The organism is Streptomyces sp. CG4 (assembly GCF_041080655.1).
Classification (GTDB): domain Bacteria; phylum Actinomycetota; class Actinomycetes; order Streptomycetales; family Streptomycetaceae; genus Streptomyces.
Genome location: NZ_CP163525.1, coordinates 1,131,697 through 1,153,820, shown reverse-complemented (window position 1 = coordinate 1,153,820; position 22,124 = coordinate 1,131,697). Strand labels below are relative to the sequence as shown.

The window sequence follows — 22,124 nt, the reverse complement described above, 5'->3', positions numbered from 1 at the left end:
CTGTCGACGGTTCCATCATTGCGCAACTGACGCTGTCTTTCGCCGCGATGTGTGCTTCAGGCGTCGGAGTCGGGTTGGTCGCGAGCAGCGGCGTACGCCTGGGCCGGGGTCATGCCGACACCGTCGAGGGAGACGGTCTTGTAGGGGCTGACCTGGGCGCAGCTCTTGGACTGGTCCGCCGTCCGGGCGTGGGCGTAGGAAACCGCGGCGTGGGTGTCGGTGGGGGAGGAGGTGTCGGCGCCGCCGTTGTCGCTGGGGTAGCTGGTGCCGCTGGGCCAGTCGCCGCCGACGACCAGAGTCAGGCCGTCGGCGCTGCCCTGCCTGAGGTGCGAGGAGGGCAGGCCGAGGGCGTCGGCCACCGCCTGGGCCTCGGGCTTCTGCCCGGCGCCGTAGGTGAGTGTGGTGGTGGCTGCGGCGGCGGGGGCGTTGGCCGTGGCGGTGCCCTGGCTGAAGCCCTTGTCGGTCAGGGCGGTGCCCAGCTCGGAGGCTCGGCCCCGAACGGTGCTGCCGTTCTCGATGGTCACGGCGATCCGGGACGGATCGACGGCCTGGGTGGTGGGGGTGGCGGAGGGGGCTGCGGACTTCTTGCCCGAACCGGTGGTCAGCGACTGGTCGTTGGCGATGCTCGCGAACAGCGCCTTCGCGCCGGCACCCGGGAGGACGCGGTCGCTGTTGTGGGGGTCGGGGGCGGTAGGCATGGTGGCGAAGGAGATCCGCTTGGCGGGACCCTTGTCCAGGTCGGAGGCCAGGGCCACCAGCTTGCCGATGCTGCCCAGGCCGTCGTCGACGGTGAGGGCCTTCGTCGCGGCATCGGCGAGGTCGTAGACCTTCGTGGGGTCGGTCAGGGTGCCGGCGCTCTTGAACGTGCGGATCATCGCGCCGAGGAAGAGGTGCTGGGAGACGGTACGACCGAGGTCGCTGCCGTCGCCGAAGCCGTGCCGGGAGCGGACCAACGCCAGGGCCCCGTCGCCCTTGAGGGTGTGGGTGCCCTTGGAGAGCTTCAGGTGCGAGTAGGTGTCGTAGACGTTGTCGCTGACACACACGGAGACACCGCCGACCGCGTCGGACATCTGCACGACGCCGGAGAAGTCGAGCTTGACGAAGTGGTCGATGGGGATGCCGGTGAGCTGGTGGATGGTGGCCACCTGGCAGTCCGGGCCATAGGAGAGGGCGCTGTTGATCTGGCCGTAGTAGCCGGACGTGGAGGTGCCACCCGCGCTGTCCTTGCAGGCCGGGACGTTGGTCATGGTGTCGCGGGGGATGCTCATCACGGTGGCGTTGGAGCGGTCCGCGGCGATGTGGACCACCATCTCCACGTCCGCGTTCCCGTTGCCGGACTGCACACCGGTCTGCGAACAGCCGCCGCCCAGCTTGCAGTCCTCCGCGCTCGTACGGCCGTCCGAGCCGATCACCAGGATGTTGATCGGGGTGCGGCCGAAGGCGTCCGGCTTCTCGCTGCCGCCCCTGCCGTCGATGTTGCCGTTCAGGTGCTCGTAGAACCACCACCCGGCGCCGGCCGTCACCAGGACCAGGACGGCCAGGCAGGTCCCGGCGATCCGCAGGGCCCGCCTGCCCCGGCGCGTCAGCCGGAGGCGGCGGCGCGAGTTCCCGCGCCGGGAGGAGCGGGACGCCGCCCGTGCTCCCGCCCGGCCACCGGGCGGGAGCCCGTCGGCCGGCTTGTCCGTGCGCTGGCGGGGCACCTGGGCGCCGCGGCGGCGTGTGGCCCGGCCGGCGGAGCCGTCCCTCAGGTCACTCATCTCCCACTCCCACGAACGGTCGGGCCCAGCAGGCCTTCGGGTGTGCGGCCGGCGGCCTGTGGCCGGTCCGTCGGGCGAAGTAGGGCGGGCGCATCGCGTCGCCGCAGCGGCCGCCCGGCCTCGCGTATCACGTCGGTGACTTCCGACAGCTCCGCCCTCGGATCCAGCGCGCGACGGATCTCGTCGATCCCGAAGTCCTTGAATTCCGGGCCCCGTTCGGATCGGGCCTCGCCAGGGTCAGTAGATCGATTCGCTGCGGTCGGCCCGCCCGGTGCGGTGCCTGCGCCGGAAATACTTTAGATATTGCGCAAACATTGGAACCATGGTGGGGCGGTCGGCGTTGAACCGGATGACCGTAAGGGCAGTTCAGAGATGAGAGGACGAGTCGTGGGTATTTCCCTCGCCAAGGGCGGCAACGTATCGCTGAGCAAGGAAGCGCCGGGCCTGACCGCAGTGGAGATCGGTCTGGGGTGGGACGTACGCACCACCACGGGCGCGGACTACGACCTCGATGCGTCCGCGCTGCTGCTGAACGCGTCCGGCAAGGTGATCTCCGACCAGCACTTCGTCTTCTACAACAACCTCCGCAGCCCGGACGGCTCGGTCGAGCACACCGGCGACAACCTCACCGGTGAGGGAGAGGGCGACGACGAGGTGATCAAGGTCAACCTCGCCGTCGTACCCGCCGATGTGGACAGGATCGTCTTCCCGGTCTCCATCCACGAGGCGGACATGCGCGGGCAGAGCTTCGGCCAGGTGGGCAACGCCTACATCAGGGTGGTGAACCAGGCGGGCGGCCAGGAGATCGCTCGCTACGACCTGTCCGAGGACGCCTCCACCGAAACGGCGATGGTCTTCGGCGAGCTGTACCGGTATGGCGGTGAATGGAAGTTCCGCGCGGTCGGCCAGGGTTACGCCTCGGGCCTGCGCGGGATCGCGGCCGACTTCGGGGTCAACGTCTGAGGGGACGGAACCGCCGGGGTCGCTCTGACCCCGTAGCTCTGATTCCGTAGCTCTGGAGGCCGCGGTCGGGCAGGCCCTCACCGGGTGGCAGCCGGCCTCGTGGTGACATCGACGGCGCAGCCCGCCGCCCCGACCGCGGCCATCGGAGCACCGGCCAGGTGGGACCGTGCCTGCCGGCAGAGCACGGCGACCGGCAGAAAGTGCCGGCCGACGATGCGGGCGCCCCGCCTGACCTTCGACGGCGAGCCAGGGCGCCCCACCGTGTTGCCGGACCAGTCGCGTGGCTTCGGGTTCCCCTGCTCTTTTGCTCCCCCGCGCCCCTGTTTCCCTTGTTTCCCTCAAGTTTCCCTCCGTGCCCTGGACACTTGTCTACCCGTCAGTAAGGTTGCCGCGGCGGACGCGCCCGAGCCCTCGGGCGCACACTCAAGTGCCGCCGTGGACAGGGGGATTCATGAGCGGGATGAGTCGACGCCGGTTCGTGTCGGGAGCATCTGCGGCAGCCGCGGGAGCAGCCCTGTGGCCGTTGCTGACGCCGGGCCGCGCGCTGGCCCGGGACCGGGCTCTGGCGGCCACGGCCGCGCGTGCGCTGCGGATCGACGGGACCACACTCGAACAGGTGGCCACGCCGGTCGGTGACGGGGCGTACAAGCGGCTGGTGGCGGGTCCCGGCTGGCCGCTGGCGGTGCGCGCCGAGTTGGCCGGTGCCGGGTCCGGGCGGGACGACCGCCGTACCGGGCTGGCCTCCTTCGTGCAGTTCACCGATCTGCATCTGACGGACACCGAGTCGCCGGTGCGGTTCGAGTACCTGGCACGGTTCAACGACAGCGCACACCGGCCACAGGAGACGCTGACCGTGCGCGGTGCCTCATCACTGGTCGAGCGGGTCAACCAGGTACGCCAAGGTCCTTACACGGGGCTGCCGTTCAGTCTGGTCATGGCCACCGGTGACAACACCGACAACCACGAGCGGATCGAGCTCGACTGGTACCTGACGGTCATGAGCGGTGGCCGGATCACCCCCGACAGCGGCGATCTCACGCGCTACGAGGGTGTGCAGAACTCCGGCAGTGCCCAGTACTGGAATCCCGAGTCGTCTCTCCAGGACGCCTACAAGGCCAAGGGCTTGCCGCAGATACCCGGCCTGCTGACCGGTGCCATCCGCCCCTTCGACGCGCCCGGCCTGAGCGTCCCGTGGTACACGACGGTCGGCAACCACGACGACAGCATCGAGGGCAGCCTGCCCGACCTCGGTCTGCTGAACGACCTCTACACCGGCTCCCGCAAGCTGGAGGGCTGCGACGACGCCACGGCGGCGAAGCTGGCGGACGCCGTGCTGCACGACCCGGCCGAGGCCGTGCTCCTGCTGAGCAAGCTGCTGACCAGCGGCGGCGCGATCCGTACGGTCACTCCCGACGAGCGGCGCCACCCGTTCGCCCCCGCAGAGTTCGCCCAGGCGCACCTGAACCCCGCGTACACCGGTGCCGGACCCGTCGGTCACGGCTTCACCAAGGACTCGGTCAGCAGTGGGCACCTCTACTACACCTTCGACCTCGCCGACGGTGTCCTCGGCATCAGCCTCGACACCACCAACCGCGCAGGTTTCGCGGACGGTTCACTCGGCACCGCGCAGCTGAACTGGCTGGAGTCGGTCCTCAAGGCGCACAGCGGCCACTGGTACGACACCAACGGCAATGCGGTGCGGGGCGGATCCGACAGCCGTCTCGTCGTCGTCTTCAGCCACCACACCAGCGGCACGATGGGCAACCTGCTGCCCGACCCGTACCACCCCTTCGAAGCCCGCCACGGCGGCGACGAACTCGTCACGCTCCTCCAGCGGTTCCCGAACGTCGTTGCCTGGGTCAACGGGCACACCCACACCAACCAGATCATCCCGCACGGTCACACCGTCCCGGAGCGCGCCTTCTGGGAGATCAACACCGCCTCCCACGTCGACTATCCGCACCACGCCCGGATCATCGAGATCGCCGACAACCAGGACGGCACCCTGTCGCTGTTCACCACGCTCATCGAGTCCGCCGCACCGTACCGGACCGATTTCAGCGACACCTCCGACCCCGGCCTGGCCGCCCTGTACCGGGAACTCGCCTACAACGACCCCTACGCCACCCCCGCCACCCGCATCGGCACCGCTGCGGACCACAACACCGAACTGCTGCTGACCAGGCCCGCGAGGTAGCCGCATCGCGGTTCTCCGGGGCGACCCGCTGTGCGACCGCGGGCCCGTTGTGTCCGACCCCCGACCGAGCGAGCGTGACGGTCGCCGTGCCCCGCCGCGCGGTCCGGCGTGCGGCGGGGCACGGAGTGGAAACCGTGGGGTCAGCTCAGGCCGACCGTCGCCAGGGCGGTGGTCCAGTCGGTCGCGATGGCGTTCTGCGCGGGCGCCAGCTCGATCGTTCCTGCACAGACCGCCTTGTACAGCTTGTACTCGACGGTGTCCTTGTCGGTGGCGCTGGAGCCGCCCGCGTCATAGCGGGGCTCGGGCCACAGGTTCTGCTCGCTCGTCGGGTTGCCGCCCAGCGACAGCGGTATGAGGTGGTCTTCCTCGTAGTCCGCGGTGTTGGTGTCGCTGTAGCCGTACTCCGCGATCTGCTTCACCTTCAGCGCGTTGGTGTAGCTCGTGGACGGGCGGATCGAGGAGCTGTAGCCGGGGACGCAGATCGTGGAGTCGATCGTGGACTGCGTGACGTCCGGGTTGAGCGCGCCGGGCTGGCAGGCGGGGTCCTGCAGCGGCAGGTAGGACTGCGAGCAGCCGGCGGCGTGGGCGCTGCCGGTGGTGAGGACCAGTCCACCGGCCGCCAGGGCCAACGAGGAAGTGAGCACAGCGAGCTGGCGCATACGGGACATGGGGTCTCCCGGGTTCGACGGCGCACTCCAGCGGAGTTGCTGGAGTGTCGCTGACATGACAACACCAGCTCATCTATGCGGGTAGATGCTTGAAGTGAAAACTTCATTGCCGACAGGTAAAGCTCCGGTCGGGCGGGCGGGAGATGTCGCCCCGGAAGACGTCACTTAGTTGCGGCATTGCGCAAGTGTGAAGCTACTATCTCAGCAGCCGCACTTCCCATCTCCGAAGTATGGGCGGACGTATTGCCGCTGATCGTCCGTGCGCAACATCTGTGGGCACACTGCCCAGCTGGCCGGAGGGTGCCGACATGACCGGCGTGAAGAGCTTCTCCGTCTCGGGCTACGGCTCCGAGCGTTCCAGATGGGCGCGGCTGTTCGCCCGCGACTCCCTGGTCCGCCGGCTGGACTGGCAGATACTGCTGTCGGCGCTGGCCCTGTCGCTCATCGGCTCGCTCCTGGTCTACTCCGCGACCCGCAACCGCACCGCGATCAACCAGGGCGACCCGCACTACTTCCTCGTCCGGCACCTGATGAACCTCGGCATCGGGTTCGTCCTGATGATCGGCACGCTCTGGCTGGGCCACCGCGCCCTGCGCAACGCCGTGCCGATCCTCTACGGCCTGTCGCTCCTCGGCGTGCTGCTGGTGCTCACCCCGCTCGGCGCGACCATCAACGGCAACCGCAACTGGATCGTGCTGGGCGGCGGATTCTCGCTCCAGCCCTCGGAGTTCGTGAAGGTCTCGATCGTCCTGGGCATGGCGATGCTGCTCTCGGCCCAGGTCGACGCCGGTGACCGGACCTACCCCGACAACCGCACCGTGCTCCAGGCGCTGGGCCTGGCCGCCGTACCGATCATGGTCGTCATGACGATGCCCGACCTGGGCTCGACGATGGTCATGACGGTCACGATCCTGGGCGTGCTGCTCGCCTCGGGTGCGTCCAACCGCTGGATCTTCGGTCTGCTCGCCGTCGGTGTCCTCGGAGCCGTCGCCGTATGGCAGATGCATCTGCTGGACCAGTACCAGATCAACCGTTTCGCGGCCTTCGCCGACCCGAGCCTGGATCCCGCCGGAGTCGGCTACAACACCAACCAGGCCCGCATCGCCATCGGCTCCGGCGGCCTGACCGGCGAGGGGCTCTTCCACGGTGCGCAGACCACCGGGCAGTTCGTGCCGGAACAGCAGACGGACTTCGTGTTCACCGTCGCGGGGGAGGAGCTGGGCTTCGTCGGCGGCGGCCTGATCATCGCCCTGATCGGGGTCATCCTGTGGCGCGCCTGCCGCATCGCCCGCGAATCGACCGAGCTGTACAGCACGATCGTCGCCGCCGGGATCGTCGCCTGGCTGGCCTTCCAGTCCTTCGAGAACATCGGCATGGCGCTCGGCATCATGCCGGTGGCGGGCATTCCGCTCCCGTTCGTGTCGTACGGAGGGTCGTCGATGTTCGCGGTATGGGTGGCGGTGGGACTGCTGCAGTCGATTAAGGTCCAGCGGCCCATGTCGGCGTAGTCCCCGGTCAAAGGGCGCCGCCGGAGGTGCTCTGCCTGCTCCACGACAACGTGGTGGACGCCACGGCGATCGCTTGTGCCCCCGTGATCGAGGAGGGCAACCGCGAGGCCCTGTCCACCGTCCTGCCAGAGGGCACACATCCATCGGAAGGCGTTCATGCAAGGACAAAACGGCGGCGCGCGGACTCCTGAGGCCGGGAGCGACGTGGAGCGCACCATGACGTTCGAGGCTCTTGCGCACGCTCCGAACCGGCGCCGTATCGAAGCCTGGCTCCTCGGCTTCGCCGTACTCATCACGCTCTTCGGGTACGTGTACACGGAGTACTCGATGCACGGCACACTGCCCAGCGGGCTGGCCGGCTTCACCGCGGCCGTGGTCGCGCTCGCGCTGGTGCCGCACCTGGCGGTGCGCAGGTTCGCCCCACGGGCCGACCCGCTGATCCTGCCGCTCGCGACCGTGCTGACCGGCCTCGGCCTGGTGCTGCTGCACCGGCTGGACATCACCTACGCCGCCCGGCGCCACGCGCCTCCGCAGGCCGCGACGGGCCAGCTCATCTGGACGGTGATCGGTGTGACGGTCTGCGCCCTCACGCTGATCGTCCTCAGGGACCACCGGGTTCTGCAGCGCTACCTCTATGTGCTGATGGCCGTGTCCCTGCTGCTCCTCATGGCCCCGGCGTTCTTCCCCGGCGACACCTACGGCGCCAAGCGGTGGATCTTCCTCGGCCCGCTGTCCCTGCAGCCGGGCGAGTTCGTCAGGATCATGATCGCGGTCTTCTTCGCCGGCTATCTGTCGGTGAACCGGGAGGCCCTGGCGCTGACGGGCAGACAGGTGCTGGGGATACGCCTGCCCCCGGGCCGCCAGTTCGCACCCATAGTCACCATCTGGGTCGTCAGCCTGCTGGTGCTGGTCTTCGAACGGGACCTCGGCACTTCGCTGATCTTCTTCGGCCTCTTCGTGATCGTGCTCTACGTGGCCACGGAACGCTCCAGCTGGGTGTGGTCCGGCCTGCTCATGGCCGGCGTGGGCGCCGGCGTGGTCGGGTCGATCGAACCCCATGTCAAGGGACGCGTGGTGGCCTGGCTGCACCCCATGGACATCTTCCTGCCCCCGGACAAGCGTCCGCCCGGCCTCATCTCCGACCAGTCCGCGCAGGCCCTCTTCAGCTTCGGCAGCGGAGGCGTCACCGGAAGCGGCCTCGGCCAGGGCCACCCCGAACTGGTCGGCTTCGCCGCCAACAGCGACTTCATCCTCACCTCCGTCGGAGAGGAACTCGGACTCGCCGGCGTCATGGCCGTCCTGCTCTGCTACGCGCTGCTCACCGAGCGCGGCCTGCGCACCGCGCTGGTCGCCCGCGACCCGTTCGGCAAGCTCCTGGCCACCGGCCTCGCCGGGGCCCTGCTCCTCCAGGTGTTCGTCGTCGCCGGAGGCGTCACCGGCCTGATCCCGCTGACCGGCAAGGCCCTGCCGTTCCTCGCCAAGGGCGGCTCCTCGCTCGTCGCCAACTGGCTGATGGTGGCCCTGCTCATCCGCATCAGCGACGGCGCCCAACGCCGCCGCGAACCCGTGCGTGGCGGAAAGGCCCGGCAGGGACAGCCGTAACGGCCGTAGGCGACCGGCGTTACGGAGTTCACGATCACGGGCCGTGCGTCAGACCGGGGTGCCGCGGTTCCAGGAATAGATGTGTTCGGGCCGTCCCGCGGCGCCGTACCGGAGTTCGACACGGACCATTCCGTCCGCGGCGAGATCGGCGAGGTAGCGCTGGGCGGTCGGCCGGGAGATGCCCAGCCGCTCGGCGAGGGCGCTGGCGGTGGTCGAGCCGTCGAGGGAGCGGACCGTGTCCGCGACGAGCTTGCCGGTGGGGGTGGTGCGCGACCGGCGGGTGCGGTCGGCCCGGTCCGCGCCGTGCAGGGTGCGCAGTGCCCGGTCCACTTGGTGCTGGGCGAGGGCGCGGTCGGTGGCCAGTTGGGCGCGGAACTGGGCGTACGCGGTCAGACGGTCCCTCAGATCCTGCTCGTCGAACGGCTTGATCAGGTAACCGACGGCCCCGCGGCCGAGCGCGGCGCGCACCTGCGCGGCCTCCGAGGCGGCCGTCACCATCAGCACATCGCCCGTCAGCTCCGGCAGTACCTCGATGCCCAGGCGGTCGGGCAGGTACAGGTCGAGCAGGATCAGATCGGGCTGGAGCGCCCGGCTCAGCTCCACCGCCTCGGCCGCGGAGCGGGCCGTGCCCGCGACCGTGAAACCGGTCACCGATGTCACGTAGCGGGCGTGCAGTTGGGCGACGCGGAAGTCGTCGTCCACCACCAGGACCCTGATCACTGTGCACCTCCGGCTGTCGGCGTCCGTTCCCCGTCCGTGGCGGCCGGGGCCGGCCGCTCCAGCGCGCCGGGGACACGGGCGAGGAAGACGGCGCCGTGCCCGTCTCCGCCGCCCTGGCCGAGGTACAGCTCCCCGCCGTGCTTGGCCACGAGTTGGCGGGCCAGGGCCAGACCGATGCCGTGCCCCGGTTGTTCCTCGGCGGGGCGGGTGGTGAAGCCCCGCTGGAACAGCCGCTCGGCGTCCTCGGCCCGCACCCCGTCCCCGCTGTCGGCCACGGCCACGTGCAGGGTATCGCCCTCGGCCAGCACGCTCAGCTCCGCCCAGGCCGGCCGCCTCAGGCCGCTTTCGGCCGCTCGTACGGCGTTGTCCAGCAGATTGCCGACGACGCTGACGACATCGAGCGGCTCGGTCAGCCGGACCGGCAGGTGGGAGTCCTCGTCCAGGCGCAGCTCCACGCCGTGTTCGGAGGCGGTCGCCGTCTTGGCGGCCAGCAGTCCGCGCAGGTACGGGTCGGCGATCCGGGCCCCGGCGCGGGCCTCGCCCGCCAGCGGAGCGGCGGCGAGCTCGCGCAGGTACGCCTGCGCGTCCGCGGCGTCGCCGCCGGCGAGCATGCCGGAGAGCGTGTGCAGCCGGTTGGTGTACTCGTGCGCCTGGGCGCGCAGCGCGTCGGACAGCGCCCGCAGCGCCGAGCGCTCGCGTTCGAGTTCGTCCACCTCGGTGCGGTCCCGCAAGGTCAGCACATGGCCGAGGTCCTGCCCATCGCGGCGGACCGGCTGGGCGGTCACCACGAGCACCCGCCGGCCGACCACGGCCACGCTCTGGCGCAGTTCCCGCCGTTCGGCCAGGACGCGGTGCAGTGGCAGCGGCAGACCGGCCCCGGCGAGCAGGGTGCCCCGCGGCACCGCACCGCCGAGCAGCCGGGCCGCCTCCTCGTTGCACACCGTGATCCGGCCGGCCGGGTCGCTCGCGAGCACGCCGTCGCCGACCCCGTGCAGCACGGCCTGCTGCTCGCGCAGCAGATCGGTGAGTTCGGCCGGTTCCAGACCGAGGGTCTGCCGCTTGAGGCGGCGGGTCAGCAGGCCGGCAGCGCCGATACCGACGAGGAGCGCCGCGGCCGAGAACAGGCCCTCCTGGCGGATCAGCGGCGCGGCGGCCCCCAGCGCCGTACTGACCCGGACACCCGTGCTGACCTCCCCGACGACCGTGCCGTCCGCGGCGCGCAGCGGGACCTTGGCGCGGGCCGAGTCGCCGAGCGTGCCGCGTTGGACGGCCACCGACTCGCGGCCGGACAACGCGGTGGGCAGCGTGCTGACCTCCTTGCCCACCTCCGCCGGGTCCGGGTGCGAGTAGCGGATCCCTCGCCGGTCGGTGACCACGACGAAGAGCATGCCGGTGCGCTGCCGTACCGCCTCCGCGAGGTGCTCCACCTCGCCGCCGGGATCCGATCCGGCACCGATGCGGGTGGCCACGGCGGGGTTCTCGGCGACCGTCCGGGCCACCGCCAGGGCACGCTGCTCGTACTGCCGCTCGGAGGACTGCCGCAGCAGATGCACCGTCAGTGCCAACCCGGCGCCGAGCACGACGAGCAGCACCAGCACCTGGGCGAACAGCGCCTGAGTGGCAATTCGGGGACCTCGGAACATGGCGCCAGGGTAACCCCGCGCACACAACGCACAGAAAGCACGGAAAGATTTCCGGATTTCTTATTCAACGCAACCGTTACACCCCTGGTACTACCTTCCAACCCCCGCATACGGTGCCCGGCAAGCACGCGCGGAAGAGCGCGTGAACGACGGAAAGCTGTAGGCGCATGAGGGCAGCGTTGGCATCACAATCAGCGAAAGCGGCCGGTACGGCCGTGGCCTGGACCGGCCATGACACCTGGCTGCTGGCCCTGGTGGGCCTGTCGATCGCGGTGGTGGTCCTCCTCATCAGCTGGGCCAAGCTGCATGCTTTCCTGGCGCTGATGGTGGGTGCCTTCACCGTCTCCATATTCTCCGGCGAAGGCGTCGGAAAGGCAGCGGACTCCTTCACCACCGGCCTTGGCAACACCACTGGAAAAGTCGGCATTCTCATCGTCCTCGGCGCGGTCCTCGGCCGCCTGATGGCCGATTCCGGCGGCATCGACCAGATCGTGGCCACGCTCACCCGGGTCGCGGGGCCCGAACGGCTTCCGTGGGCCGTCACCCTCATCGCCTGTATCGTCGGCCTGCCGATGTTCTTCGAAGTCGGCTTCGTCATGCTGGTGCCGCTGGTCCTGCAGATCGCCCAGCGCGCCGACTACCCGGTGCTGCGGGTCGGCATCCCCGCCATGGCCGGCCTGGCCACCGTCCACGCCCTGGTGCCCCCGCACCCCGGCGTGCTGGTCGCCATCGGCGCGGTGCACGCCGACATCGGCCTCACCCTCGTCTACGGCCTGCTCGTCGCCGTCCCCTGTGCCATCGTCGTCGGCCCGCTGTTCACCGCGTACATCTGGCCGCGGGTCACCGCCCGCATCCCGGATTCCGCGCTGGCGGCCTTCACCACGGGGGCTCCGGCGCGTGACATCGCCGCCCCGGCGCGTGCGAAGGCGACCGTCACGGTGGGTGCGGCCGGAGCGGACAGCGCACTCCTGGGCGACGGCACCGCCGAATCCCCGACGGCGGCCGCGTCGCGCACCACCGTGTCCGCTTCCGCACAACTACCCGCCCCAGGCCACGAGTTGGGCCCGGACGAGCCGGAGGGGACGCGCCGCATGCCGCGGTTCTCGGTGACGATCGGCACCGTGCTGCTGCCGATCGCGCTGATGATGCTCAAGGCCGGCTGTGACACCTTCGACTGGGCTCATGGCATCACCCTCACCACCATCGAATTCCTCGGCACCCCCGTGGTCGCCCTGCTCGTCGCGGTCCTGGTGGCGCTGTTCACCTTCGGCTGGACCACCGGCGCCTCGCGCCGCCAGGTGCAGGAGATCCTGTCCCGGTCCTTCCCGCCGATCGCCGCAGTTCTGGTGATCGTGGGGGCAGGCGGCGGCTACTCCCAGGCCCTGCGCGACTCCGGCATCAACGCCGCGATCGGCCAAGCCGCCCAGCACCTGCACATCCCGCTGCTCCTACTGGCCTGGCTGGTGGCCGCCCTCATGCGCACCGCAACCGGATCCGGGACCGTGGCCACCGTGGCCGCGGCCGGCATCGTCGGCCCGATGGCACAGGGCCTGGACGGCAGCCACGCAGCCCTGCTCGCCCTGGCACTCGGCTCCGGCGCCGCCTTCCTCGGCCACGTCAACGACGCCTCGTTCTGGATGTTCAAGGAGTACTTCGGGCTCTCCGTCGGCGGCACCCTCCGTACCTGGACCGTCTCCCACACCCTGCTGTCCCTGACCTCGCTGGCCTGCATCACCGCGCTCGGTGCCGTGGCGTCCTGACCGTCCTGACTCCGCTCCGTCCAGGGAGTGCGGCGCTCCCGCGTCCGGCTCCGGGCGGCTCGGCTCAGGTGCCGACGGCCCGGCCCGCCTTGGCCCAGCCGGTGTGGAGCTTGTCGAGGTAGGAGCGGGCCTGGCTGCCCGGGGTGGCGCCGTGGGCGAAGGCGAGCATGTTGCCCGCGCCGGTGTTGTAGCCCAGGGCCAGCAGGTCGTTCCTGCTGTACGGGGCCGACCAGGCGGCAGGCAGTTGGGCGGCGAGGTCGTGCAGGTACCAGGCTTCCGCCTCGATGGCCAGGTCACGGTCGTCGGGCAGCTCCGTCCAGCTCCGGCCGGCGAAGTCCCGGCCCTTCCTGACCTCGTCGAAGGTCGCGCGATGCATGTTGGCGATCCCGAAGGCGGCGTCGGGCTTGTACTTCTGCCAGGCCCGCTCGAAGGCGGGGTCGTGCGGTTTGTACGCCTCGTTGTAGAGGACCGCCATGACCAGCTGGGCGCTGACACCGGTCTGCCGAGCCCGCGCGCGGACCTGGGTGGCGTAGTCGGCGGGGTCGTACGACGAGGCGGTCGCCGACGCGGAGGGAGCCGGCCCTCGGGTGGCCGGAGCCGACGCGCCTGTCCGAGGCGGAGAGTCGCCCCGCGGGGTGCCCGCCGCACGGATGACGACGTACAGAGCGAGGGCGAACACCACCACGGCCACCCACCGCCGCCCTGACCGGTCACCGGCCATGCTCCCGCCTTCCCACCCGTCCGAGTCCGGCCAACTCCTTGTATCGCACGCTGGTTAAGGCCGGTGTGAGGCGTAGCGCGTGCTTCACCGGCCCGGCTCGGCAGGGCCGCTGCCACCGCGCCGGACGACGGCGTCCGCCCGCCGGTGGTGGTCGCCGCGCGGGACACCGGCCTGAGGGTGGCCCGCGGAGTGCGTCGCACACGGCCGCGTCCCGTGGTGGGCGAGCCTCCGCTCATAGCGCGTGCGCGCCAGTGCGAGCCCGGCGGCGTAGAGGGCGAGGACGGCGGTGAGCAGCACGTAGTAGTCGAGGGGGAGTGCGGTCAGGCCGAGCAGCGAGCCGAGCGGTGACGGCGGCAGCACCACTCCGATGACGGCGAGGGCGGCTGCGCTCCAGCCGACCGGGCCGGGCCCGCGGTCCTCGGCCACGCGCCGGCCGGTGCGCAGGAGCACCATCACCAGGCCCTGGGTGAGCAGGTTCTCGGTGAACCAGCCCGAATGGAAGACCGCCTCGTCGTCACCGGCCCCGAGGCCGTGCAGGGCGAGCGCGAGGACGCCGAACGTGGCGAGGTCGGCGATGGCGTTGAGGACGCCGAAGCCGGTGATGAAACGCAGGACCTCGCGGGGGTCCAGCACGATCGGACGGCGCAGCACGGACGGGTGGGGGCGCTCGTGGGCGAAGGCGAGCTGGACGGTGTCGAAGCACAGGTTCTGCACGAGTACCTGAGCGGGCAGCATCGGCAGGTACGGCAGCAACAGGCCCGCGGCGAGCATCGCGATGACGTTGCCGACGTTCGACGACAGGGTGATGCGCAGATACGTGGCGATGTTGGCTCCGCTGCGCCGGCCCGCGGTGATGGCGTGGCCGACCGCCGTGAGGTCCTTGGCGGCGAGGACCACGTCGGCGCTCTCCCGGGCCACGTCGGCCGCGTCACGGGGGGCGATACCGACGTCGGCGGCGCGCAGCGCGGGCAGGTCGTTGACCCCGTCCCCGAGGAAGCCCACGGTGTGCCCGCCGGCCCGCAGGGCGGCGGTGATCCGTGCCTTGTGCTCGGGGGTGCAGCGGGCGAAGACCGTCGTCCGGCGGGCCAGGTCGGTGAGTTCCGCGTCGCTGAGCGTGTCGGTGCGGTCGGCGGTGCGGACGTCGTCCGGGCCGAGGGGGACACCCAGATCGCGGCAGGCGCGGGCGGCGGTGCCGGGATGGTCACCGGTGAGGATCTTGACGCTGACGCCTCGTTCGGCGAGCGTGGCGAGGGCGTCGGCCGCGCTGGGCGTGAGGGCGTCGTGCAGGGTGACCAGGCCGCGGAAGGCCAGGGCGCGTTCGTCGGCCGGTGTGTAGCCGCGGGTGCGGGCGGGGCGTTCGGCGGTGGCGACCGCGAGCACGCGCAGTCCGTCCTCCGCCGCTCTGGCGGCGAGCTCCGAGAGCGGTGCACGCTCGTCGTCGTCCAGCGCGCAGCGGTCCAGGACGGCTTCGACGGCTCCCTTGACGACGAGCGTGTGCGTGCCGAGCCGGCCGGGTGTGCGGACGACGGCGGTGGACAGGCGGCGGACGGCATCGAAGGGGATCGCCGCCACCCCGTCGTACGCCATCAGGTCGTCCTCGTCGGCCGTGTCCAGGATCGCCTCGTCGAGGGCATCCGGCTCGGGCAGATCGGCCAGCTGCAGGGTCCACCAGGCGTTGACCGCCGCCCAGCGCAGGACGTCGGGATCGGCTCGCCCGCCGGCGTCCAGACCCTGTTCGACCACCGGCCGGTCCTGGGTGAGGGTACGGGTCTTGTCCAGGCACAGCACGTCGACGGCGCCCAGGTCGTGCAGTGCCGGGAGCCGTTTGACGATCACCCCGTGGGCGCGGGCGAGCAGCGAGGCGCCCCGGGCCAGACAGGTGGTGACGATGACCGGCAGCATCTCCGGCGTCAGCCCCACCGCCACCGCCACCGCGAACGGCAACGTCTCCAGGCCCCGGTCGCGGAGCGCCGCATCGGCCATCAGCACCAGCGGCGGCGTGATCAGCATGAACCGGATCAGGATCCACGAGATGCCATGCACCGACCGGTCGAAGGCGCTCGACTGCCGCTGCCGGGCCGTACGCCCTTCAGCGGCTGCGAACCGCGTACGCCCTCCCGTCTCGACGACGACGGCAGTGGCACTGCCGGACACGACGCTGCTGCCCTGGAAGCAGAGCTGCGGCTGCTCGAACAGGGTGGCCCCGTCCCGTGGGGAGAGCTCCGCCGCGTCCTTCGCCACCGGTGCCGACTCGCCGGTCAGGACCGCCTCGTGCACGGTCAGGCCGCTCGCGCGCAGCAGCCGTACGTCCGCCGGGACCAGGTCTCCGGCGCCGAGCTTGATGACGTCCCCGGGGACCAGCTCCGCCACGGGGATCTCCCGGGCCGCCGGTGCCGCGTCGTCGTCCGCGCGCCGCAGCACCGTGGACGTGGTGGCCACCAGGGTGCGCAGCCCGGCCATGGACCGGTCGGCCCGGTACTCCCCGGAGGCCCGCAGCACACAGCTGACCACGACCAGGGCGAGGATCACACAGGCCGTGGACCAGGCGAAGACGGCTGCGGACACCAGACCGAGGCAGAGCAGCACAGCGGTGAACGGATCACGCAGCCCGCGGGCGACCAGCCAGGGCCAGGAGGCGTTCGGCCGGGACGGAAGCGTGTTCTCCCCGACCTGGGCCAGGCGGACCGCCGCTTCGTCGTCCGTCAGCCCGCGCGGTCCGGTGTCCAGCCGCCGCAGGACCTGCAGCGTGCTCGCCACGCCGGACTCCGAGGCGGCCGCCTCGACCGCGCGCACCGCCCGTGGGCCTGGCCCGGCCCCGGGACCCGGCGCCGCGTCGCTCTGTCCCGACGCCGGGACGATGCTAGGCATCGGCCAGCCGGCGCACCGGCACCGACGGCTCTCCGGCCCGCGCGGACAGCTGGCCCACCATCAGCCGGACAACCGTGACCACGTCGGCGTCTCCGACGTAGTAGACCTGCCGCCGACCCTCGCGGCGGGCCCGGACGAGTCCGGCGAGCCTCAGCTTCGACAGGTGCTGGCTGACCGCGGGCAAGGCCCCACCCACGCGGTCCGCGAGGTGGGTGACATCGCTCTCGCCCTGGGACAGCGCCCACATGATGTGCAACCGGGCCGGCGAGGCCAGCAGCCCGAACGCGGCGGCTGCCGCCGAGAGCACCTCGGCGGACGGATCCTCGAAGCCACCGCCGTTCCGCGCCACAGCCGTCTCCCGTCCGCCCTATCACCACCAACGCACACGCGCCCACACAGTGTAGGCGCCAGTAGCCGGACACCACGCTGTACCGGGACACCCGGACGCACTTTCACCGCCTCGTCGCGCCGTGGCGCACGGCGCTGACCAGGTCATCGGGGCCACGTACGACGCCGGTCGGCTCATGCGGCTCGGCGGGGCCCCGGCGTCGGGACCGAAGGCGGCCGATCCGGTCGTAGTGGTCGAGCAGGGCGTGCAGGGGGGAGGAGGGAGGGGGGAGTCCGGAGCGACCGCGCCGACCAGAATCGGGGCACTGTCGGGACCGGGGCGGACATACCCGGCCACCGTGCGCCGCTCGGCGGGGTCGCCGCGACGAGACGCCGAGGCGGAGACGGACGCCGTGGTCGTGGTGCAGGTCCCCGAGCGACCGCGCCGAGCGCGGGGCCGAGGGAGCGGTGGAGCAGGGTGGGGCTGACGTCGGTGATCGTGACGTCGAGGGCGCGGGTGCGGGCGGTGCGGCCGATCTCGCAGCCGATGAAGCCGCCGCCGATCACCGCGACGTGCCGTGCCCCGGCGAGGGCGGCGTCGATGGTGCGGGCATCGGTCGGGGTGCGCAGCATCCACACCCGCTCCGAGTGCAGCGGGGTGCCGGGGAGGTGGCGGGCCTCGACACCGGAGGCGATGACCAGTCCGTCGAAGGGGAGCTGTTCGCCGCCGGGCAACAGCAGTTCGCGTCGGTTGATGTCGAGGCCGGTACCGACGGCGGCGATCCGGAATTGACGTGTCCTTGACCGATTCCTCCAACCCCGTCCCCGCGGCGCATGGCTAGGCTCGCCGGGCGACTCAGGTCCCGGCGACCCCGGGACCGTACCTGCGCCAGCACAGCCCAAGACGAACCGTCGTTCGCGGAGTTGGGGGAATCGCCATGCGTACACGTACAAGAGCGTCTCTCGTGGCCACTGCTGCTGCTTTCCTGTTCGTCGCCGCCGCGGGCAGTTCCACAGCCTCGGGAGGCGGCTCGCCGGTTCACCTGGTCTCACCCGGTGACCCTTACGCCGCCTGTGACATCAGTGGTGACGGGACCGGCACCAACTACCCGTCCGCCGAGGATGAACCGTACGTCACCGCCTCTCCGCGCGACCCGCGCGCAGCGGTCGGCGTCTTCCAGCAGGACCGCTGGTCCAACGGCGGCGCCCGGGGCCTGACCGCCACGTACACCCGCGACGGGCGGCACTTCACCGAGACCCCGCTGCCGTTCTCGCACTGTGCGCCGGGTGGATTGAACTACCAGCGGGCGTCCGACGGTTGGGTGAGCACCGGTCCCGACGGGATCGTGTACGCCAGCGGCCTGGTGTTCGACGCGACCGACGCACGCAACGGCGTGGCCGCCTCGACGTCGTACGACGGCGGACGCAGCTGGACCCACACGACGCCCCTGATCGACGACACACAGGCTCAGTTCAGCAACGACAAGAACTCCGTCACCGCCGACCCCGTCCACCCCGGTGTCGCCTACCAGGTCTGGGACCGCATCGACGAGGACGACTCCGCCAAGGTCTACGACGGACCCGCCTACATCTCGATCACCCGCGACGGCGGCCGGCACTGGTCCAAAGCACGCCCGTTCGTGGACACCTCCGTCGTCCCGCACGCGCAGACCATCGGCAACGTCATCGTCGTCGACCCGCGCACCGACACCCTCTACGACGTGTTCGACTGGCAGACGTACGCCATCGACTACGCGACCGGTACCTTCACGCCCACCGACCTGCACTTCGCCGTCGTCAAGTCGAGCGACCAGGGCCGTACATGGAGCAAGCCGATCACCATCGCCAAGGACACGGCCGCACCCGAGGTCGACCCCAACGCCCCCAGTGACACCACCAAGGCTCTGCGGGCGGGCGGCGACCTGCCGACCGTGGCCGTCGACCCGCACACCGGAGAGCTGTACGTCGCCTACGAGGGCTCGGACTTCAGCGGTGGCGCCCACAACTCCGTGGAGCTGATCCACTCCACCGACGGCGGCCGCACCTGGTCGGCCCCGAAGCGGGTCAACTCCGTCGCCTCCGCGCCCGCCTTCACGCCCTCGATCGGCGTCGACGCACATGGCACGGTCGCGATCACCTACTACGACCTGCGCTACCTCAGCGCCGGGAACACCAGCACGCTGCCTACCGCCGCCTGGCTGCTCACCTTCTCCCGCGGCGCGGAGAACCGTGCCACCGAGCGCCGCATCTCCCGCGTCTTCGACTGGCTCCAGGCCCCTTACGCCGGAGGCCACTTCCTCGGTGACTACGAGGGCCTCACCACTGACGGCCGCTTCGGAGTACGGCCGCTGTTCGTCGAGACCAATTCCAACGCGCCCGAGGACTCCACGGACGCCTACAGCGGCTGGTTCCCCACCGGCACGCACTACGGTCCCTTCGCGGCACTCACGGCCGCCACACGCACGACCGCCTTCCAGGCAGCCCACCCGCACCGGATCGTCCGATGATCCTGGGCTGCTGACGGCCGGCTCCCGGTGCGGGGAGGAGTGGCACGTTGCCCCGAAGCACCAGCAACGGTTCATTACCTGCGCCGTCGTGGCGGCCGCGTTGGGACTGGTAAGCACCCAGTCGTGCGCCGCCTCGAACGGCACGAGACCGACCCCGGCCCTGGCAGGCGCGCTACCAGGCGGCCACGGGCTGACAGTTCCGTATGACGGAACGGCTCGGAGGATGCCCGTGTCGCTGTCCCTATTGTCCCTGCCGCGACGCGCAGCATGCGTGTCGCGGCAGAGCGTGGACGGAATACACATGGATCGCTGGTGGTTGGCCCGGCGTGGCTACATTAGGACTCATCGGCAGTGGGCGGATCGGCAGCACTCTCGCGCGACTGGCCGTGAAGGGCGGACTCGACGTCGTGCTCAGCAACTCGCGCGGGCCGCAGACGCTGGCGGACCTGGTCGCGGAACTCGGCCCCCGGGCCCGGGCGGCGACCGCGGCAGAGGCCGCGGCAGCAGGAGACTGGGTGGTCGTGACCGTGCCGTTCAAGGCGCATGACACTGTGCCGCGCGAGCCTCTCGCGGGCAAGACGGTCATCGACACCAGTAACTACTCTCCGCAGCGCGACGGCAGGGTCGAGGCGCTGGACAACGGATCGACCACGAGCAGCGAGCTGCTCCAGCGGTACCTCGGTGAATCGGCGTACGTCGTCAAGGCGTTCAACAACATCCACCACGCACACCTCGCCGTATTGCACAGGCCGACAGGAGCCGAGGACCGCACCGCACTCCCCATCGCCGGAGACAACGCCGAGGCGAAGCGGCACGCGACCGAACTGCTCGACACCCTCGGGTACGACACCGTCGACGCGGGACCACTCGCGCAGGGCAGGACGTTCGCACCGGGCACGCCCACATACGGCGCTCCCTACACGGAGCTGCCCAGCGCGGCGTTCGGCTCCCTGGCGGCCGGTCCCGCCCCCGCGGAGTTCCTCGCGCTGAAGGCAGGCCCGGCTTCGGCTGCCGAGGTGCGAGCGCTCCTGGCGAAGGCGTAAAACCGACGCGGGCGGCGCGATGGAGTCTTGTTCGGGGGATCCTGGCGTCACCGGCGCATGCGTGCGGGCCTCCTGAACAGCTCGTCGGTGTCGCATCAGCGAGGAACAACGGGAGGCCCCGGTGCCGTAGTCGTCCGTGCCGACGACCGGACGGTCCAGTTCGAACGAACCAGGCCCGAGTCGTTCCGCGGCGACGACCGACACGCGAGACCCGTCCCCTCGGTCATCCAATGCTTGGCGTCCCAGGCTTTCGGGCGGGTGGCTGAAGCCGTGCCGGTGCAGCATCTGCGCGATCGCCGACAGCGTCATGCTCATGTGGAATCGCTCGGCGGGCAGCCCGAGCAGTGTCGACGACGGGTTGGGCTGCGGGGTGCCGTCGCGGCGGCAGACGAGCGCGTCGAGGTCCCACGTGTACCCGGCCGCCGGGCACGTCTGCCCGTCGTGGCCGTCAGCGCCGTACTTCCCGTTGGCCTCGTCCTTGCCCCGCAGCCTCGTCCTTGCCCGGCGGACCCGCGGGACCCGTCGGACCGGGCGAGCCCGTGACCGTCGTGCCAGGCTTGCCGGGCGCACCCGACGGACCGGCCGTGCCGGGCGACTTCACATCCTGTCGCCCCGACTCTGCTTTCAGCAGGTCGGAGGCCGGTCTCTCATCCGTGAGACGGAGGCCTTCCGTGCGTCCGGGGCTGCTGCAGTCGGGCCGCGAGCTCCCCTGGCAGGACGTCCCGGTTTTCCGGGGTGAGGTGGACGACCTCGATGTCGGCGCGCTGCTTGAGGGCGTCGGTGAACGGATCGCGGTGCGTGTGGACCGTGGCGACGACGTCGACCTCTGCGACGAACAGCGCGTCGACCGCGTGCCGGAACGCCGGGCACGCCAGTTCCATCCGCCCCAGCTCGTCGATGAGCACCAGCCGCCCCGTTGCCTCCTCGGTTGCTGCCGGCCGAAGCGACGGCAGCGCCAGTCGTTCCATGACGCCCGGGTCGACGCCGTATTTCCCTACCCGTGGGGGACCGGGCAGGTCGACATGGGCGAGCACTTCCCGTCGGCCTGCCAGGGTCTCCAGGACGAAACCGACGCGGGCGCCGGATTGCCGGATCTCCTCCGTGGTGAAGCCGGTGGCGGCGTGGGTGGGCACCAGCGCGGCGAGCCGACGCAGGGCGGTCGTCTTGCCCGCGCCAGGGCGGCCCTCGAGCAGGATCCTTGTCGGCACACTGCCATCTTCACCCCCGCTGACGGAGGTGGCCCGGGTGGGCTCGGCCGAGCGGGGGTTTTAGGGTGCGGACCGGTGGCCGGTGCCGCCGTTGCGGGTATGGCGGCGCGCATGAGCGGAATTGAACTCAGCAGCACCGCGTTCGACGACAAAGCGGTGATCCCTCGTCGGTACAGCGGGGAGGGTGAGAACATCTCACCGCCCCTGACCTGGTCGGGGGTGCCCCACGAGGCCACGGAGCTGGTGCTCCTGTGCGAGGACCCGGACGCGCCGGGGACGACCTTCCTGCACTGGCTGGTGACCGGCATCGATCCGGGGACCACCGGGGCGGCGGAGGGCCAGAAGCCCCAAGGGGGCCTGCCGTGGCCCAACGGCTTCGGCCGCGTGGGCTGGGGAGGGCCGATGCCTCCACCGGGGCACGGGCCGCACCGCTACTTCTTCCGCCTGTACGCCCTGTCCGAGCCGCTGCCGCTGCACGACCACCCGGGCGCCGAGGACGTGCACCGTGCCCTGAAGGGCAGGGAGCTGGCCTCCGGCACCCTGGTCGGGACCTATCAGCGCTGAGCGCGTCACAGCTGGTCATAGCCATGGTCGCCGTACAGCAGGACGAACCAGCGGGCCGCGGTGACCGC

At 71.0% G+C, this 22,124-nt stretch carries 17 protein-coding genes; 8 read left to right on the top strand and 9 right to left on the bottom strand.

What is annotated here, in order from left to right:
• Positions 1-56 precede the first annotated feature (56 nt).
• The gene (locus AB5L52_RS05305; protein ID WP_369362787.1) at positions 57-1,757 is read right to left on the bottom strand and encodes an LCP family protein; all 1,701 of its coding nucleotides are present in this window, start codon (positions 1,755-1,757) and stop codon (positions 57-59) included.
• A 387-nt stretch (positions 1,758-2,144) separates the two neighbouring features.
• On the opposite strand from AB5L52_RS05305, the gene AB5L52_RS05300 reads away from it, so the two are divergent.
• Together AB5L52_RS05300 and AB5L52_RS05295 are read left to right on the top strand one after the other, a co-directional pair.
• The gene (locus AB5L52_RS05300; RefSeq protein ID WP_351022434.1) at positions 2,145-2,720 is read left to right on the top strand and encodes a TerD family protein; all 576 of its coding nucleotides are present in this window, start codon (positions 2,145-2,147) and stop codon (positions 2,718-2,720) included.
• 451 nt (positions 2,721-3,171) lie between these two features.
• A complete protein-coding gene (locus AB5L52_RS05295; RefSeq protein WP_369362786.1) occupies positions 3,172-4,917 on the top strand; it encodes a TIGR03767 family metallophosphoesterase in 1,746 nt (581 codons plus the stop codon).
• Between the two features lie 140 nt (positions 4,918-5,057).
• Here AB5L52_RS05295 and AB5L52_RS05290 read toward each other — a convergent pair whose 3' ends face one another.
• Positions 5,058-5,585 carry a hypothetical protein gene (locus tag AB5L52_RS05290; protein ID WP_351022429.1) on the bottom strand — a complete coding sequence of 176 codons (528 nt, stop codon included), beginning with the start codon at positions 5,583-5,585 and terminating at the stop codon, positions 5,058-5,060.
• A gap of 308 nt (positions 5,586-5,893) precedes the next feature.
• Between AB5L52_RS05290 and rodA the strand changes: the two genes are divergently transcribed.
• Together rodA and AB5L52_RS05280 are read left to right on the top strand one after the other, a co-directional pair.
• On the top strand, positions 5,894-7,093 hold the full coding sequence (rodA, locus tag AB5L52_RS05285; protein ID WP_369362785.1) for a rod shape-determining protein RodA: 1,200 nt from the start codon (positions 5,894-5,896) through the stop codon (positions 7,091-7,093).
• Between the two features lie 216 nt (positions 7,094-7,309).
• On the top strand, positions 7,310-8,695 hold the full coding sequence (locus AB5L52_RS05280) for an FtsW/RodA/SpoVE family cell cycle protein (protein WP_351022423.1): 1,386 nt from the start codon (positions 7,310-7,312) through the stop codon (positions 8,693-8,695).
• A 48-nt stretch (positions 8,696-8,743) separates the two neighbouring features.
• On the opposite strand, the gene AB5L52_RS05275 is transcribed toward AB5L52_RS05280, so the two are convergent.
• Complete coding sequence (locus AB5L52_RS05275) at positions 8,744-9,415, bottom strand: response regulator (RefSeq protein ID WP_351022420.1); 672 nt, start codon at positions 9,413-9,415, stop codon at positions 8,744-8,746.
• The gene (locus AB5L52_RS05270; RefSeq protein WP_369362784.1) at positions 9,412-11,058 is read right to left on the bottom strand and encodes an ATP-binding protein; all 1,647 of its coding nucleotides are present in this window, start codon (positions 11,056-11,058) and stop codon (positions 9,412-9,414) included. Before AB5L52_RS05270 ends, AB5L52_RS05275 begins: the two co-directional genes overlap by 4 nt.
• Before the next feature lie 179 nt (positions 11,059-11,237).
• On the opposite strand from AB5L52_RS05270, the gene AB5L52_RS05265 reads away from it, so the two are divergent.
• Positions 11,238-12,818 (top strand): SLC13 family permease, encoded by a 1,581-nt coding sequence (locus AB5L52_RS05265; protein WP_369362783.1) that lies wholly within the window; start codon positions 11,238-11,240, stop codon positions 12,816-12,818.
• A 64-nt stretch (positions 12,819-12,882) separates the two neighbouring features.
• Here AB5L52_RS05265 and AB5L52_RS05260 read toward each other — a convergent pair whose 3' ends face one another.
• The 4 genes from AB5L52_RS05260 to AB5L52_RS05245 form a co-directional block, all read right to left on the bottom strand.
• Entirely contained in the window at positions 12,883-13,539 is a 657-nt protein-coding gene (locus tag AB5L52_RS05260; protein ID WP_369362782.1) for a lytic transglycosylase domain-containing protein, read from the bottom strand.
• Between the two features lie 84 nt (positions 13,540-13,623).
• Positions 13,624-16,398, bottom strand: coding sequence for a magnesium-translocating P-type ATPase (gene mgtA / locus AB5L52_RS05255; protein WP_369368823.1), 2,775 nt, complete (start codon positions 16,396-16,398; stop codon positions 13,624-13,626).
• 1 nt (position 16,399) lies between these two features.
• Complete coding sequence (locus AB5L52_RS05250) at positions 16,400-16,756, bottom strand: metalloregulator ArsR/SmtB family transcription factor (RefSeq protein ID WP_351022408.1); 357 nt, start codon at positions 16,754-16,756, stop codon at positions 16,400-16,402.
• 173 nt (positions 16,757-16,929) lie between these two features.
• Positions 16,930-17,682, bottom strand: coding sequence for an FAD-dependent oxidoreductase (locus tag AB5L52_RS05245; protein WP_369362781.1), 753 nt, complete (start codon positions 17,680-17,682; stop codon positions 16,930-16,932).
• Positions 17,683-17,699: 17 nt separating this feature from the next.
• Here AB5L52_RS05245 and AB5L52_RS05240 point away from each other — a divergent pair, with 17 nt between their 5' ends.
• Both AB5L52_RS05240 and AB5L52_RS05235 read left to right on the top strand, forming a co-directional pair.
• Positions 17,700-19,241 (top strand): neuraminidase (sialidase), encoded by a 1,542-nt coding sequence (locus AB5L52_RS05240; protein ID WP_369362780.1) that lies wholly within the window; start codon positions 17,700-17,702, stop codon positions 19,239-19,241.
• A gap of 203 nt (positions 19,242-19,444) precedes the next feature.
• Positions 19,445-20,284: an NADPH-dependent F420 reductase gene (locus AB5L52_RS05235; protein ID WP_369362779.1), complete on the top strand. Its 840-nt coding sequence runs from the start codon at positions 19,445-19,447 to the stop codon at positions 20,282-20,284.
• A 647-nt stretch (positions 20,285-20,931) separates the two neighbouring features.
• Here AB5L52_RS05235 and AB5L52_RS05230 read toward each other — a convergent pair.
• Complete coding sequence (locus AB5L52_RS05230; protein WP_351568560.1) at positions 20,932-21,492, bottom strand: nucleoside-triphosphatase; 561 nt, start codon at positions 21,490-21,492, stop codon at positions 20,932-20,934.
• A gap of 111 nt (positions 21,493-21,603) precedes the next feature.
• Between AB5L52_RS05230 and AB5L52_RS05225 the strand changes: the two genes are divergently transcribed.
• On the top strand, positions 21,604-22,056 hold the full coding sequence (locus AB5L52_RS05225; RefSeq protein ID WP_351022397.1) for a YbhB/YbcL family Raf kinase inhibitor-like protein: 453 nt from the start codon (positions 21,604-21,606) through the stop codon (positions 22,054-22,056).
• The last annotated feature ends 68 nt before the right edge of the window (positions 22,057-22,124 follow it).